General features: G+C 69.9%; 14 protein-coding genes and 1 riboswitch. Of the genes, 7 read left to right on the top strand and 7 right to left on the bottom strand.

All coding sequences use genetic code 11. The annotated features are described in order from the left end of the window. Positions 1–72 precede the first annotated feature (72 nt). A complete protein-coding gene (locus OG884_RS00525; protein ID WP_326641012.1) occupies positions 73–687 on the top strand; it encodes a lamin tail domain-containing protein in 615 nt (204 codons plus the stop codon). A gap of 91 nt (positions 688–778) precedes the next feature. Here the strand turns inward: OG884_RS00525 and OG884_RS00520 are convergent, their stop codons facing one another. Further along, positions 779–1,198: a VOC family protein gene (locus OG884_RS00520; RefSeq protein ID WP_326641010.1), complete on the bottom strand. Its 420-nt coding sequence runs from the start codon at positions 1,196–1,198 to the stop codon at positions 779–781. A gap of 208 nt (positions 1,199–1,406) precedes the next feature. Between OG884_RS00520 and trxA the strand changes: the two genes are divergently transcribed. Further along, the gene (trxA, locus tag OG884_RS00515; RefSeq protein ID WP_030908921.1) at positions 1,407–1,778 is read left to right on the top strand and encodes a thioredoxin; all 372 of its coding nucleotides are present in this window, start codon (positions 1,407–1,409) and stop codon (positions 1,776–1,778) included. 189 nt (positions 1,779–1,967) lie between these two features. Here the strand turns inward: trxA and OG884_RS00510 are convergent, their stop codons facing one another. From OG884_RS00510 to OG884_RS00500, 3 genes are all read right to left on the bottom strand, one after another. Beyond that, entirely contained in the window at positions 1,968–3,299 is a 1,332-nt protein-coding gene (locus OG884_RS00510) for a class II 3-deoxy-7-phosphoheptulonate synthase (protein WP_326641006.1), read from the bottom strand. A gap of 63 nt (positions 3,300–3,362) precedes the next feature. After that, a complete protein-coding gene (locus tag OG884_RS00505; RefSeq protein ID WP_326641005.1) occupies positions 3,363–4,580 on the bottom strand; it encodes an FAD-dependent oxidoreductase in 1,218 nt (405 codons plus the stop codon). Positions 4,581–4,726: 146 nt separating this feature from the next. Further along, a complete protein-coding gene (locus tag OG884_RS00500) occupies positions 4,727–4,969 on the bottom strand; it encodes a hypothetical protein (RefSeq protein WP_326641003.1) in 243 nt (80 codons plus the stop codon). A 599-nt stretch (positions 4,970–5,568) separates the two neighbouring features. Here OG884_RS00500 and OG884_RS00495 point away from each other — a divergent pair. Next, positions 5,569–6,078, top strand: a complete 510-nt coding sequence (locus OG884_RS00495) for a hypothetical protein (protein WP_326641001.1) — start codon at positions 5,569–5,571, stop codon at positions 6,076–6,078. Positions 6,079–6,108: 30 nt separating this feature from the next. Here the strand turns inward: OG884_RS00495 and OG884_RS00490 are convergent, their stop codons facing one another. Then, the gene (locus tag OG884_RS00490; protein WP_326640999.1) at positions 6,109–7,437 is read right to left on the bottom strand and encodes a sensor histidine kinase; all 1,329 of its coding nucleotides are present in this window, start codon (positions 7,435–7,437) and stop codon (positions 6,109–6,111) included. Next, entirely contained in the window at positions 7,434–8,102 is a 669-nt protein-coding gene (locus OG884_RS00485; protein ID WP_326640997.1) for a response regulator transcription factor, read from the bottom strand. Before OG884_RS00485 ends, OG884_RS00490 begins: the two co-directional genes overlap by 4 nt. A 356-nt stretch (positions 8,103–8,458) precedes the next feature. Here OG884_RS00485 and OG884_RS00480 point away from each other — a divergent pair, with 356 nt between their 5' ends. Beyond that, positions 8,459–9,604, top strand: a complete 1,146-nt coding sequence (locus tag OG884_RS00480; RefSeq protein ID WP_326640996.1) for a branched-chain amino acid ABC transporter substrate-binding protein — start codon at positions 8,459–8,461, stop codon at positions 9,602–9,604. 21 nt (positions 9,605–9,625) lie between these two features. Next, positions 9,626–10,405 carry a hypothetical protein gene (locus tag OG884_RS00475; RefSeq protein WP_326640994.1) on the top strand — a complete coding sequence of 260 codons (780 nt, stop codon included), beginning with the start codon at positions 9,626–9,628 and terminating at the stop codon, positions 10,403–10,405. A gap of 469 nt (positions 10,406–10,874) precedes the next feature. Here the strand turns inward: OG884_RS00475 and OG884_RS00470 are convergent, their stop codons facing one another. Further along, positions 10,875–11,588, bottom strand: coding sequence for a CHAP domain-containing protein (locus tag OG884_RS00470; RefSeq protein ID WP_326640991.1), 714 nt, complete (start codon positions 11,586–11,588; stop codon positions 10,875–10,877). Positions 11,589–11,606: 18 nt separating this feature from the next. Continuing rightward, positions 11,607–11,745, bottom strand: a riboswitch (cyclic di-AMP (ydaO/yuaA leader). 577 nt (positions 11,746–12,322) lie between these two features. Between OG884_RS00470 and OG884_RS00465 the strand changes: the two genes are divergently transcribed. Then, positions 12,323–13,363, top strand: coding sequence for a hypothetical protein (locus OG884_RS00465; RefSeq protein WP_326640989.1), 1,041 nt, complete (start codon positions 12,323–12,325; stop codon positions 13,361–13,363). A 132-nt stretch (positions 13,364–13,495) separates the two neighbouring features. Continuing rightward, positions 13,496–14,698: a DUF6716 putative glycosyltransferase gene (locus OG884_RS00460; protein WP_326640988.1), complete on the top strand. Its 1,203-nt coding sequence runs from the start codon at positions 13,496–13,498 to the stop codon at positions 14,696–14,698. Positions 14,699–14,750: the final 52 nt, after the last annotated feature.

The following is a 14,750-nucleotide window of genomic DNA, read 5'->3' as shown; positions in this document are numbered from 1 at the left end:
GATTCTTGAATTCGCCCTCTATCCACTTTTGGGTGGATGTTCTGGAATTCATCCCGCTCTACGCTCCCGGTCATGCGTGCTTTATCCCGGGCGTTCGCCGCCCTCGTGACCGTCGGTCTCGCCGCCACCGGCGTCGCGACCCTCGCCTCATGCCCGGCCCTGGCGGAGCCGGGCACCATTGTCATCAGCCAGGTCTACGGTGGTGGCGGTAGCGCCGGCGCGCCACTCACCAACGACTATGTCGAGCTGTTCAACCGCAGCGCCGCGCCCGTCGCACTGGACGGCTGGTCCGTCCAGTACGCCAGTGCCACCGGCACCGGAAACTTCGGCGCCAACCCGGTCGTCCCCCTGGCGGGCACGCTCGCACCCGGTCAGTACCACCTCCTCCAGCTCGCCGGCGGCGCCGTCGAGCCCACGCCAACGCCCACCCCGACCGTGGAACCCACGGTGGAACCCACGCCGACGCCCACCCCGACGGGGGAGCCGTGTGAGATTCCGGTCACCCACCAGATCGCCCAGGTACAGGGGAGCGGTGACGCCGGCCCGCTGGCCGGCCAGGTCGTCCGCGTCGAGGGCGTCGTGACCGCCGACTTCCAGGAGACGAACCAGCTCAGCGGGTTCTTCTTCCAGCCCGACGCCTTCCGTGCCTCCGACCACGACCCCGTGATCGTCGGCCTCACCCTGTAGGCCTGGCCCCGCAGGCCGGCAAGAGCTGACAGACGGTGGCCCGGTGCCGATCGGTGCCGGGCCACTCGGCCGTCCTGGTACTGAGAGGCCGCTAGGCCGACGAGCCGTGCAGCTCCGCGACGACCACCGTGTTCCCGTACAGGTCGGCGAAGTGCAGGGAACGGCTGTCGGCGTCCTCCTGCTCGCCCCACACGCGCACGCCACGCTCGCGAAGGCGCTCGCCGACCAGATCGAGATCGGCGGTGTACAGGACGAGCAACGGCCGGCCGCCGGACTGCCGTCCGATCAGCTCGCGATCTTGGTCGTCGACGACGGGCATGAGCCACAACCCGACCGCCTCCTGACCTGGCAGGCCGATGTGCAGGTAGCGGTAGCCGTTCGTGACCTGGTCGTGGAGCACGGAGAAACCGAGGACGTCCCGGTAGAAGGCCAGGGCCGCGTCGGGGTCGTCGACGAGCACCACCAGGCGTCCAACGGCGGAGAACAGGTCCTTGGCAGGGGGAGCGATCATGCGGGGAACCCTAGCCGGGGCGACCGACGTTTCCGCCGGGCCGGTGAACACCGGGGACGCGCGGTGAGCCCGGGTCTCGTGGCCCCCGCGGGCGGCGACTTCCCAGGTCGCCCGGTTCGAGGGGGCCGGCGGCCGGCGGGATGGAATGCACGTGGACGGGAAGTGGTTATGCCAGCCATACAGACGTGAACGACAGGAGGAGCCACCGGTGGCCACCATCGAGGTAACCGAGAAGAACTTCAACGACATCGCCGATGAGGGGATCGTCCTGCTGGACTTCTGGGCGGCCTGGTGCGGACCGTGCCGCACCTTCGGGCCGATTTTCGAGAAGTCGTCCGCGAAGCACACGGACATCAAGTTCGGCAAGATCGACACTGAGGCCGAGCAGGCCCTCGCGCAGGGATTCGAGATCACGTCGATCCCGACGATCATGGCCATCCGCGATGGCATCGTCGTCTTCGCCCAGCCGGGCGCGCTGCCCGAGCCCGCTCTCGAGGACCTCATCGGCCAGGTCCGCGCGCTCGACATGGACGCGATCCGAGCCGAGCTCGCCAACGAGCTCGGTGTCCAGAAAGGCTGACACAGATCGGGAGAGCCTCGCGACCGGCTGCGGCGCGGGGCTTTCGCACGCTCGGGGATCGTGTCCGCGGGCCCGGAACGACCTCGCGGGCCTGTGAGCGCCTTTGCGGATCCTCGATCGTTCGGATGGATCCGGATCTCCTCGCGGCCCGGGCCCTTTGAAGGGTTCGGGCCGCGGCGGAGGCGGGTATCAGACCGAGCGGTAGAGCTCGGCCACCCGGAAGGCCAGGTCGAGCGACTGGCTGCGGTTGAGGCGCGGGTCGCAGGCCGTCTCGTAGCGCCGGGCCAGGTCGTCTTCGACGATCTCGGCACCGCCGCCCACGCACTCGGTGACGTCGTCGCCGGTGAACTCGATGTGCACGCCGCCCGGGTGGGTGCCGAGCGCGCGGTGCACCTCGAAGAAGCCCGCCACCTCATTCAGCACGTCGTCCAGATGGCGGGTCTTGTGGCCGCTGGGCGCCTCGAAGGTGTTGCCGTGCATGGGGTCGCAGATCCACGCCACCTGGGCGCCGCTCGCGGTCACCTTCTCCACCAGCTCGGGGAGGTGGTCACGGATCTTCGACGCGCCCATCCGGGTGATGAAGGTCAGGCGCCCCGCCTCGTTGTCGGGGTTGAGCTTCTCGATCAGCGCGAGGGCGTCCTCGGCGCTGGTCGTCGGGCCGAGCTTGACGCCGATCGGGTTGCGGATGCTGGCGAAGAACTCGACGTGCGCGCCGTCGAGCTGGCGGGTGCGCTCGCCGATCCAGACCATGTGCGCCGAGACGTCGTACGGCCGGCCGGTCCGCGAGTCGATCCGGGTGAGCGCCTGGTCGTAGTCGAGGATCAGGGCCTCGTGCGAGGAGTAGAACTCGACGGTGTGGAACTCCTCCGGCTCCGCCCCGCAGGCGCGCATGAAGGCCAGTGCCTGGTCGATCTCGCGGGCGAGCTGCTCGTAGCGCTTGCCGGCGGGGGACTCGCCCACGAAGTCCTGGTTCCAGGCGTGCACCTGGCGCAGGTCGGCGTAGCCGCCCTTGGTGAAGGCGCGGACCAGGTTGAGCGTCACAGCCGAGGAGTGGTAGGCGCGCAGCAGCCGCCACGGGTCGGGGACGCGGGATTCGGCGGTGAAGTCAAAGCCGTTGACCATGTCGCCCCGGTAGGCGGGCAGCTCGATGCCGTCACGGGTCTCGCTGTTCTTCGAGCGGGGCTTGGCGAACTGCCCGGCCATGCGGCCGATCTTCACCACGGGGACCTTCGCCGCGTAGGTGAGCACGATCGCCATCTGGAGCAGCGTCTTGAGCTTGTTGCGCACATCGTCGGCGGTGGCGCCGGCGAAGGTCTCGGCGCAGTCTCCGCCCTGCAGGACGAAGGCCTCGCCCCGGCTCACCGCCGCCAGATCCGCCTTGAGGTTGTCGCACTCGCCCGCGAAGACGAGGGGCGGAAGCCCTTTCAGCTCGGTGACGACCTTGTCCAGCTCGCCGCGGTCGGGCCACTCGGGTTGCTGCGCCGCAGGCAGCCGCCGCCAGGAATCGAGGTTGATGCTCACGGCATCAGGCTATTGCAACCGGCTGGGCGAACGGACCCGACTGTCCACATGGTGAGAAGGCCTTCATGCCTGGTGAGATCCCGCGGGATCGGCGACGTGTTCGGGCAGGACGCCCAGGCCGATGAAGCGCCTGGCCAGCGGGCCCATCAGGGGAAGGCGGGAGATGTCGCGCGGCAGCCGCACCGGGCGGCTGCGCTCGGTCAGCGCCGGCCGGATCAGCCGGTTCTGGACAACGCGCTGGGCGAACTGGGTGATCACGGTGGGCGGGGTGCGCCGCCGCTGGACCCCTGCGAGCAGCGATTCGGGAATCTCGGCCCCGGCGGCGAGCGGTCCGGCCAGCAGGTTCGCGGCGGCGACCGCGTCCTGCACGGCCAGGTTGATGCCGACGCCGAAGACAGGGGACATGGCGTGCGCGGCGTCACCGATGACCAGCAGTCCCGGCCGGTGCCAGCGGCGCAGCCGGTTGAGCGCGACCGACAGCACGCTGACGTCCTCAAAGCCGGACAGCAGCTCGACCCGGTCCGCCAGGGAGGGCAGGAGCCTGGCGACCGGCTCGCGCAGCGCCGCTATCCCCGCCGAGCGCAGTTCCTCGAAGCCGCCCTTGGGGATCACGTAGGCGAGCTGCCAGTAGGTCTCGCGGTTGATCGACACCATCAGGTGGCCCGCCGACAGCCGCAGGAACGTCGAGTCGGAGTCGGTGGGCTCGCGCGGCAGCCGGAACCAGACCACGTCCATCGGGGCACCGTGCTCCAAGGGGACGAGTCCGGCGGACCGGCGCACGTCCGAGTGGCGGCCGTCGGCGGCGACGGTGAGCGTCGCGCGCAACTCGTGCTCACCCGAGGCGTCCCGATAGCGCACCCCGCGCACCGCGTCGCCCTCGCGGATCACCCCGCGGACCTCGGCCTCCATGCGGAGGTGGAAGTTCGGATACCTGGCGGCGGCACTGGTCAGCAGGTTGAGGAACTCCCACTGCGGCACGAAGGCGATGTACTGATATTTGCCTTTAAGTCCTGATAGGTCAGCGATCGGCACCGTGGCGTCGTCGGTCTGGATCTCCATTCCGTACGCCTTGCGGTGCGGGAGCCGGTGGAATTCCTCGGCCAGGCCCAGCTCGTCGAGAATCTGGAGGGTCGACGGGTGGATGGTGTCGCCCCTGAAGTCGCGCAGGAAGTCGCCGTGCTTCTCCAGGAGCGTCACCTCGACGCCGGCTCTGGCCAGCAGTAGTGCGAGCATCGCCCCGGCGGGTCCGCCCCCGGCGATCACGCATGTGTTCCGAGCCATAATTCATCACCCCATGAAATTCTGGCACGAGATGCCGCCTAAGAGAACAGCGGGCGCGGTCTTTTCCTCGGCGCCGCGTCCGCACCGATCGGGCCGTGGCGGCTGGCCGGTGGCGGCGCCCGATCCGAGCTCTGGGCGTAGATCTTCTACTTGACCTGGATGTCGGGGTGTGCCGCGTTCCAGGTCTCCACGGCCTTGTCGTAGCCGAAGTTCTCGCCGCCGCCGAAGGTGTGCACGGTGATGGTCACCGGCTCGGCCGCGGCGGTGGCGCCGCCGTCGCCCGCCGCGGGCTTGGCGGGCTCGCTGGAACCGCACGAGGTGATGGCCAGGGCGGTGGCCGCCATGACCGCTACGGCGGCGAGCGTGCCGTGCCGCTTGTTGTTCAACATTTCCGGACCCCTCTCAGGTGGTCGCCCGAATCATTGGGAGGTGACACCGCGGGCCGCTCCCCGACAAACACGGCCTCGCGGTGCGGTGGTTCCTCAATATGTTTTGGGAGCGCTCCCACGAGGAGTGGGCGACGGGCAACCGGAACGTCAATATGCCGAAACTCAACCGTTACATCTGATCGTTTTAGGTGGGATTATCGGCATGAAGTAGGGATATACCCCTTCATTGGGGCAGTTGGGAGCGCTCCCATCTCACGGATATACAGTCAGGGCATTTCGTGTCCGTGCGGAGGCCCGCCGGGGAGCGGCGGACAGCCCGCCGAGCTCCGGTCGAGGGCCTCCGCCCCCGGTCCGGTGTTCGGTGAAACCCGCTAGGCTTATCCAAGACGTTGAAGGGTGAACCGCGAACCGACAGACCCGACCATCAGGTCGGGTGCTGGAATCCCCGGCTTTCGAGCCATGGGAGGGCGTCAATCCAGGCGGCGAAACGGCCGGGTAAGCGAGTTGTCGGTCGCCGAAAGGTCTCCGGCAAGGAAGATCTCATCGAGTACCACGGCGGCGGGGAGGCATCCGGCGGGCTGTCCAGGCAAACTATGCCCATGAGTCGACGTTCACGGTGGGCGGCGCTCCTGGCGGGACCCGCCGCCGCCCTGATGGTGGCGGGCTGCACCACTGACGGCGGAGCGCTCCGACCCGACACGGAGCTGACCAGAATGTCGAGCCCCAGCGCCGCGCCCGGCCCCGGCCTGTTCGCTGTCAACTCGCAGCGACTCAGCGGCCTCATCGTCATCGACGTCCAGGGATACGTCCTCTACCGTAGTGACGCCGACGACGCGAGCCCGTCACGTTCGGCCTGCGTCGACGAGTGCGCCGAGATCTGGCGCCCGATGCCGGTCAGCGACATCGGGAGGCTGCGGATCGTCGGCATAGACCGGGGAAAGATCGGCAGGGTCATCAGGCCCGACCGCACCGAGCAGCTCACCCTCTCGGGGTGGCCGCTGTACGGTTACAGCGGTGATCGCATGCCGGGTGACACCAGCGGGCACGGCCGGAACGGCTGGTTCGCCATCTCACCCGCCGGAGCCAGAGCCGGCCGCTCCACTCCCTGACGCTGCCTCGCCACGACACCGCGGTGAGCGTCATCGCCTGTCAGGCGGAGGCTCGTCGGGCAGGGTCATGATCGCGGCAGTGCCCCCTCCGGGCGCCGGATGAAGCCGCAGCGCCCCACCGTGCAGCTCCGCCACCCATAGTGCGATGGTCAGACCCAGGCCGGTGCCGTCCGCCGCATCGCTCCGGAAACGCTGCGCCGGTCGGCCGTCCGGACCCGGACCCGGACCGGCATCCTTGATCATAACCATGCCGGCGGTGACGACGAGGGTGATCGTCGCGGGTTCGGCACCGGTCCGGCCATGCCGGACGGCGTTGTGGACCAGATTGCGGATGGCGATGCGGACCAGGGTCGGGTCACCGCTCGCCACCGTGGGCGAGACCGACACCGCCGCCGTGTGCGGCGGCTGCACGGTCTCGGTCACCACCTCTTCGGCCAGCTGGTCGAGGCGGAACGGCTGCCGCTGGAGCTCTCGCAGCCCGGCGACGAGACGCGCCCGCATGAGCAGCGCCTCAACCGAGTCGGCAAGCCGTTCGGTGGAGCGCAAAACCTGCCGCAACGCCTGAGACTGCTGGCCGGGATCTTTGATCGCGGCCTCCGACAGTGCCCGGATGACCGTCAGAGGGGTGCGCAGCTCATGCGCCGCGTCGGCGACGAACCGCTCCTGCTGGCCCAGCGCCTCGACAGCCGGCCGGGTGCCCCGCCGGGCCAGCAGATGCCCGCCGAAGCCGGCCAGGAGTGTGAACACCGCTCCTCCGATGAACAGGATCCACCCCAGCCGCCGATGGGCCCGCTGAACGGGCTCAAGATCGACCGCGACCACGATGGTGCCCGACACCACTCCGGTGACGGCGTGCGAGAACGGGACCGCGAGCAACCGTGAACGACGCCCCACGCTGGTGACGGTCGCGGCGAGCTCGCCGCGCCCCTGCCAGACGGGCCGGGCGAGGCCGCGCAGAACCTCTGGCGCGATCACCGGCAGGCTCGACGGATACGCGAAGACGAGGCGGACGTCGGTGCGGGTACCTTCGTACACGTGCACCGCGGTCGGGCCCTTCGACGCCGGATCGGCGAAGAGGCGGTCCAGCCGCAGCGCGCCGGACTCGTAGTACAGCAGGGCTTTCGCGGTCCGGGCGGTGCGCTCCAGCTCCGCCTTGACGAGACCGTCGCGCTGCTGCTGGTCGACGACCATCGCGACGGTTCCCATGCCGGCCAGACCCATCACATTGAGAGCTGTCAGCAGCAGGGCCAGGCGGATCCGAAGCCCGTTGAGGCGCCCGGTCGTCTGCAGGTGCGTCGGCTGCGCCCCCTTCTGCCCCCTGCCGCCGGGACCGGGGCCGCGAAGACGTAGCGGGTTCACAGCCGCACGGGCCCGGCCCGGTAACCGGTACCCCGCATAGTGAAGATCACGGCAGGCTCACCGAGCTTGCGTCTCAGCTGGTTGACGACGACGTCCACCACATTGGACGCCGGGTCGGCCCGCTCGTCCCAGCAGTGCTCGATGAGCTCGGTACGGGTGACGACGGCCGGTTGGTGGGTCATCAGGATCTCAAGGACCGCGAACTCCTTGGGCGTGAGGGTTTGCAGCACCCCGGCACGGCGGACCTCCCGGCGGGCCACGTCGAGTGTGACGTCACCGACGCGCAGGATCGGCGGGACCATCGTGGTGCGGCGCCGGCACAGGGCGCGCACCCGCAAGACCAGTTCGTCGGTGGAGAACGGCTTGGTCAGATAGTCGTCGGCGCCGGCCTCCAGGCCTGCCACCCGGTTGCTGATGTCGTCGAGCGCGGTCAGCATGATCGCTGGTATGGCCATGCCGGCCTGACGGCGCCGGTGGAGCTCGTCGGCCGAGTCGCCTTCCGGGAGCATCCGGTCGAGGATCAGGCAGTCGTAGTCGTTGACGCTCATGCTGAGGTCGGCCTGGCTCCAGTTGGCCGCCTCGTCGACGGCGAAGCCGGCCGAACGCAGCCCGGAGACGACGACACCACGCACGTCGGGATCATCCTCGACGACGATCACACGCATGGGACGAGGGTAGCGACCTGCCGGGGAAGTTCAAGACGAGGGTGGCGACCTGCCGGGGAAGTTCAACCAGCCGCGTGCGGAGCGGGCCGGGGGCGTCCGAGCGTTCAGCCGCCCGGTCACCGCGCGTGATCACAGGGCATCGCGGAACTCGCATGAAGGCTCCTGACGAACCTCTCCTCCGGAGATCGGATCGGTTCCCGTTTCCGTGGTCCATCTCGCCCTTCACCGGATCTTCATCGAATCCTCATGATCATCATCGCAGAATTCATGTCGGGTGACCGCGACGCGGAACGCCCCCGTACGCTGTGGCATCCGCCAGGCGGCGGCTGGACGGCCTAGACGCCTGGAGGCGATCGATGCGCAGCGCCCGCCGGTTGACCGCCTTCGCCGCGGCGGCGCTGCTGGCAGCCGTGCCGGGGTGCGCCGACATCGGGGGGCGCGTCCCGGATCCGGGGCGCTGTGGCCTGCGTGTCGCCTTCTTCGGGCCACTCACCGGCGAGTCCATGAACCTCGGGCGCAACATGCGCGAAGGCGCGCTGCTCGCCGTCGAACAGCACAACGCCCGCAATCCGGCCTGCCCCGTCGGGCTCGTCGACTTCGACACCCAGGGTGATCCGAAGCAGGCGCCCGAACTCGCTCAGCAGGTCGTCGCCGACCCCGCGATCATCGGTGTCGTCGGGCCGGCGTTCTCCGGCGAGTCGCACGCCGCCAACCCGATCCTGAACCAGGGCGGGGTCAGCACCATCACCCCGGCGGCCACCGACCCCGGCCTCAGCCGCTGGGGGCGATCGACCTTCCATCGCATCCTGGGCAGCGACGCCGCGCAGGGACCGGCGGTCGGCCGGTACATCAAGGAGAGGCTGCTCGCGCGGAAGGTGTTCGTCATCGACGACATGAGCCCCTACGGGCGCGGCCTCAGCGAGTTGGTCATGAAGGAACTTGGCTCGCTGGTGGTGCAGAGCGCCTCGGTTCAGCCGAATGCGGTCGACTTCCGCAGCGCGGTCTCCGAGGTCGAATCGGCAGCCCCCGACGTGATCTTCTTCGGCGGTTACTACACCCAGGCCGGCCGGCTCCTGCGCGAGCTGCGCGACGCGGGCGTGAGCGCCGTCTTCGTCTCGGGCGACGCGGTCAAGGACGACGGATTCGTCCGCACGGCGGGGGCCAAGGCCGCCGAGGGTGCGGTTCTCACCTGCCCGTGCCGGCCGCCGGAGGAGGATCCCGGGTTCGCCCGGCGCTACCGGATCCGTTTCGACCACGACCCGGGCACCTACAGCGCGGAGGCCTACGACGCCGCCACCGTCTTCCTTCGGGGCATCGACGCAGGCAGGACGCGACGCTCTGACATGGAGGAGTTTGTCGACGGCCACTCCGGCGCCGGTATCACTACGAAGATCCGATTCAACGGCGACGGCGAGCTCGCCAGATCCTCGGTCACGGTGTGGGCCTATCGGGTCCGCGGCGGCCGGATCGTCGCCGACGACAGGCCGATCCCCGGAAACTGACCGCACAGGAGATCAGAGATCATGACAAGCACCCCGATCGCTTATCGGATCCCCGGCCCGACCGCGTCGCCCCCCCTCACGAGGTCACCGTCCGCCGGACGCCACGACTGCGCGAGCGGCAACGTCCACCGCGCCCTCGCGGAGGCTCCGATCGGCGGGTACGGCATGCTGGAGGCGGCGCTCGCCTGGCAACATCTGCGCCCTGCCGGACCCGGGAACACCGGCGGGGGGACACCCGCCACAGCGTCGCGTCATCTTCCCGTCGTGGAGACGCGCAGCGAGGCGGTGGCGGCACGGATCGCCCGGCTGCTGTCAGGGCTGGCCTGGGCCATCGTCACCCAGGCCGACGCCGGCGACACCGGCTTCAAGCGGTCGCCGGCCGTGCGCGTCGAGGTGCCCAGAACACTACACCGTAGGGTCCTGCGGGCGTTGACCAACGCGTGGCGCGACGCCCGGCGGCAGTTCGACCCGCGCGTCCCGGGCACCGCCACCGACGACGACGCGGCCATCGCCCTGTGGCGCATGGGCATTCTCGTCGCCGGGCTCGGTCCCAGCCACAACATGGTCTACCTGCATACCGGCACGTCCACGATGGCCGAGATGATGGCAGCCGCCGCCAGGCGTCTCGGACTCACCCCGATCGTGGACAATGTCCACGGCGCTCCGGCGGTAGCCCTCTACCACCTGGGTGAGGTGCACTGGCTGCTCGCGGAAGCGGGAGCGGGAGGCGCGGCGACCGGGTGGGTGCGCGGCGGCCGTCCCGCCGGTGCCGCCGGTACCGGCGTCGGACCCTGGCCGTGAAATAGGCCTGACCGCCGAGCAGTTCGGAACCGTCCCTGCTCGGGCTGGTCCGGAACCTGCTGCGGCAGCGCACCACGCGCTGGTACAGTCAGTCGCGGTCGAACGCGTGAGCGATAACCAAGCTCGCAACCTTGGCCATTACTCACCGCCGGGAGGGCGGAGCCCACGTCACCCGGAACGGGATCGTGGGCTGGGGCGTGGAAACCCCCGTAAACGGGGCCGGAAGGTGAACCGCCAAGCAACAGCATCGCGACCATGCGCAGAGCCGCACGGTTGGGACGGCTGGAATCCCCCGGATTCATCCGTGGGGAGCGCTTCAAGCGAAGGAGTCGCGAAGGCGGCCGGGGGAACGCCGTCAGGGGCTCCGCGCGAGCGAGCGGAGCCCCTGGACGAGTGCGGATCGGCCCGCGTTCACCGGCGGGGGCCGGGTGCCCGCCCCATGGGGGATGGTGCGGGCGGCGGGTGTGGATCAGTTGGAGTAGACGGGGTAGCCGTAGCCGACGACCTGGGAGACGGGCCGGATGCGCTGCTCGACGTTGCCGTTGCCGGTATTGCCCTCGATCGTGGTGATCGTGCCGTCTCCGTTGTCCTTCTTCACGAAGCCGACATGGTCGATGCCGTCAATGCTCTTGCTACCGGCCCAGTCGAAGTAGACGACGGCGCCGGGGGTGGGGGTGGTGCCCCAGTGCTTGTTCTCCTTGAACCACTTGGCGTGGGTGACGGTGTAGGCGTCCCAGCCCATCGTGGGCCGGATGCCGGCCATCTCGCCGACCCAGGAGACGAACATCGCGCACCAAGGGGCGTTGGCGTAGCCGCGCAGGGTGCCGCCGTCGCGGGCGACGGTCTCCTGGGCGCGCGGGGAGGACATGTACCACGAGTGGAACTTGGTCCCGCCGCCCTGGGCGTTCTCGTGGACGCCGATCTGCTTGGAGGCGAGGTCCAGGACCTGCGCGGCGGAGACCTTGGGCAGCCTCTCGGCCGCGGTCTCGAGCGGGGTGCTCGCGAGCCTGTTCTGCGAGGCATCGGAGACCTTCGCGTCGGCGGGCGGCGCGTTCAGGGCGGTGTGGCTGTCGGCCAGGGCGGCGGAGCCCACGGAGCCGGTCGCCAGGACGACGCAGGCGCCCAGGAGGGCGCTCACCACGCGGGGGGCGCTGAGGGTGGGGGTGAGGCGGTTCTTGGTCATACTGGGGTTCGACTCCTTGCTTCGCTTCCATGCCGCCTACCGGGTTAGCTGACGGGTTCGGGCTGGGAAGTGCCCTACGGCGCGAGAACGCGCTGATTCACCCCAGGAACGTGGTTCCCCGGTTCCGCAGACCTCGCGGATTCGGCGGCCGTGCTCACCGCGGGCGGGGGTTCCGCCCAGGTGGAGCGCGGTCGGGCAATGTGACGGCAATGCGTAGACCTATACAGACCCAGACATTTGCCATGAACAGGACGAACGTACGTCACCCGGGCAGACGATTACAAGTAGGACACATTGCTCTGACTTGGTAAAACGTCAGATTTGAGGGGTTGGGGCGGGAAGTCGCTTGGTCGGGGAAGGGGGTGGATCGCGCCCGTTCCCGGCCGGTCGCGTCGGCTGGGGTCGCCGCGCCGTCATGGGCGGGATCCCCTGTTTTTCCGGTGCTCCGGGCGTGTGGTACCCGCCGGTGGACCGCCTGTCCCGGGGTGCTACGGCATGATCGGGGGCCCATGGGTAGGAGGGGACGGGTCGACTTTTTCTTGAACAAGTATTCGATGGTAAAAAGTGCGGAGAGGCTGCGTCCCTCCCCCTCGGGAGGCTCGAACATGGTCCGGCGACAGGGTGCTGCCCCGAAGACGGCCTCGCCCCGAAGACGATCATGACGGACGCGCGTGGGCGGCTGTTCACCCGCAGTTCCCAGGCGCTTAAGGCCACCGGGTTAGCTTGGGTCAGTCGTGAACGGGTCATTACCCGGCGTGGAGGACGGTCGAGACCACGCGCGGGAGCAGGGTTCGGCCATCGCCTGGGTGGAATCCCCGCTGCAGATGCTCTGCGCCGTGGAGGCCCACCACGCAGGGCTGCTCGGCGCCCGCAGCCACCTCGTGCCCAGGGCGAGGCTACGCCCCCTGGCCGTGACGGGACGTGAGCTCGGCCGCCTCACCCTGCCGCCGGGCCTGGAGCTCACCGCCGCGCGGCCGGACATGCCCAGGCCGCGCCGGGGCGCGACCTGGGCGGTGGGCGACGCCTTCTCCGGCAAGGTCCAGCTCCGCTGGCTCACCGGGCTCCCCGGCCGGATCGTGATCGTCGACGACGGGCTGGCCACCATCAGGCTCCTGGAGCTGCTCGTCGGCCACGCGGGTACGCCCCTGCTGAGAGCCAGGGGAAAGGCGGGACGGTTCAGAACCGTCCTCGGTGCGGCGGCCGGACTCAGGTTGCGCGCCGCCGCCCGCTCGGGGCGGTTGTCGATCTTCACAGCGCTGCCCGTCCCCGTGGACCTGGCGAAGGCCGTACGGGCGGGAGGGGCCGAGCTGGTCACCCACGACTTCGCCTGGCTGCGGTCACAACCGCTGCGCAGGCCACGTCCCGAGGAGCGCACGGTCGTCCTCGGCACCTCGCTGGTCCGCAACGGCCTGATCCATCGAGACCACTACCTCGGCTGGCTGGCCGCTCTCGGCTCGGCCGGGCCGGTGGCCTACTTCCCGCACCGCAGGGAGGACCCCCACGATCTCGCCGGTGTCGGGGAGCAGCCCGGCATCACCGTCTACGACGGTGGGATCCCCGCCGAGATCACTCTGCGCGGGCTGGCCGCCGGGCAGCGGGTGCTGAGCCTGCCGTCCACCGCGGTCACCTCCCTGCGGGTCCTGCTCTCGGCCAGGGGCGTCTCGATCGAGACGGTTGACGTCCCGGACGAGTGGTGGACGGCGGAGGCGGCCCCCTCGCTCCGCTCCCACCTGTCGATGTTCGCCCATCACGACACGGGAGCCACCGGGGCATGACCTTGTGACCTCGTGACCTCATGGCCTCGCGGCCGGAGCCCGAGGGCGCGCCGCCCCCGGGATGCGAGCCGCGCCGTGTCCACCCATGTGAAACCGGATATGCACCCGGGGGATCCCCGTTGGAGGTTCTCGTTGAAGGTCCTGGCCGTGGCCGATTCCGACTCCTACCTGAAGTGGGCGGCCTGCCTGCTGCGGGACCTGCCCTCGGGATGTGTGCGGGAGTTGGCGGTCATCCGCACCCCCATCACCCCGTCCCCGGCGCAGATCCGCGCCGCGGTCGCGGGCTCGTCGGAGGATCCGCCCGTGCTCTCGGCCCGCGCGCTGCGCCGGGCGGCGGAGCGGTTCAGGCCTGACGTGGTGCTCGCCGCCTGCACCGGGCCCGTGGTGGACGTGCTGGTCAGTGAGGTGCTGGCCGGGTTGCGGCCACGGCCCGTGTTCGTCTCGGGCCTTCCGGGCATCTCCGTCCCCGCCACCGAGAAGGCCTGGCTGTTTCGCAGCGGATGCGAGCTGTTCGTGCTGCACAGCGGGCGGGAGGTCGAGGAGTTCTCGGCGATGGGTCGTGAACTGGGCGGGGGCGGCCAGGTGGGGCTGGCCCGGCTGCCGTTTCTGCGCGGCCAGGAGGAGGTCGCCCGCATCGGGCCGCGGGACCGGGTGGTGTTCGCCACCCAGGCCAAGGTGCCCAGGCGGAAGGAGGAGCGCGAGCGCATCCTGCTCGCCCTGGCCGAGCTGTCCGGGCGGCGACCGGATCTGGACGTCGTCGTCAAGCTCCGCGCCCTGGACACCGAGCGGCAGACCCACAACGAGCGCCACCACTACCAGCGCCTGTGGCAGTCGCTCGTGGGGGAGGGCAGGGTGCGCGCCGAGGCCGTGCGCTTCGCGGTGGGGTCCATGCACGAACACCTGGCCCACGCGGCCGGGTTCGTCACCGTCAGCTCGACCGCCGCGCTGGAGGCGATCGCCCAGAAGGTGCCCCTGCTGGTGCTGTCGGACTTCGGGGTGGGCGCCGAGATGATCAACCTGGTCTTCGAGGGCAGCGGCCTGCTCGGCACCCTCGACGACCTTTCCGCGGGGCGCTTCCTGGCCCCGGACGAGGCCTGGTGCAGGGACAACTACTTCCATCCCGGCGACGAGAGCGACTGGGTCTCACGGATGGTCTCCCTGGTCGGGCAGGCCCGCTCGGAGCGTCTGGTCCCCGCCAGGTCCCTGCTCGACGGCCCCGAGTACGCCGCCGCCCGCCGTCGCGCCCGGATGCGTGTGGAGGTCCCGCCGAACGTGCTGCGCGCCGGCTACCGCGCCAAGCGCCGAATGCGCCGCTACCTCAGGGCACTGGGCTAGTGATCCGTTTCTCGAAGCGGGTAGGTCGGATCACCGGCGGCCGAGGGGAGAT

Source organism: Streptosporangium sp. NBC_01755, from assembly GCF_035917995.1.
Taxonomy (GTDB): Bacteria; Actinomycetota; Actinomycetes; order Streptosporangiales; family Streptosporangiaceae; genus Streptosporangium.
The sequence above is the reverse complement of the archived record's forward strand: the minus strand, read 5'-3'. Positions and strand labels throughout refer to the sequence as shown.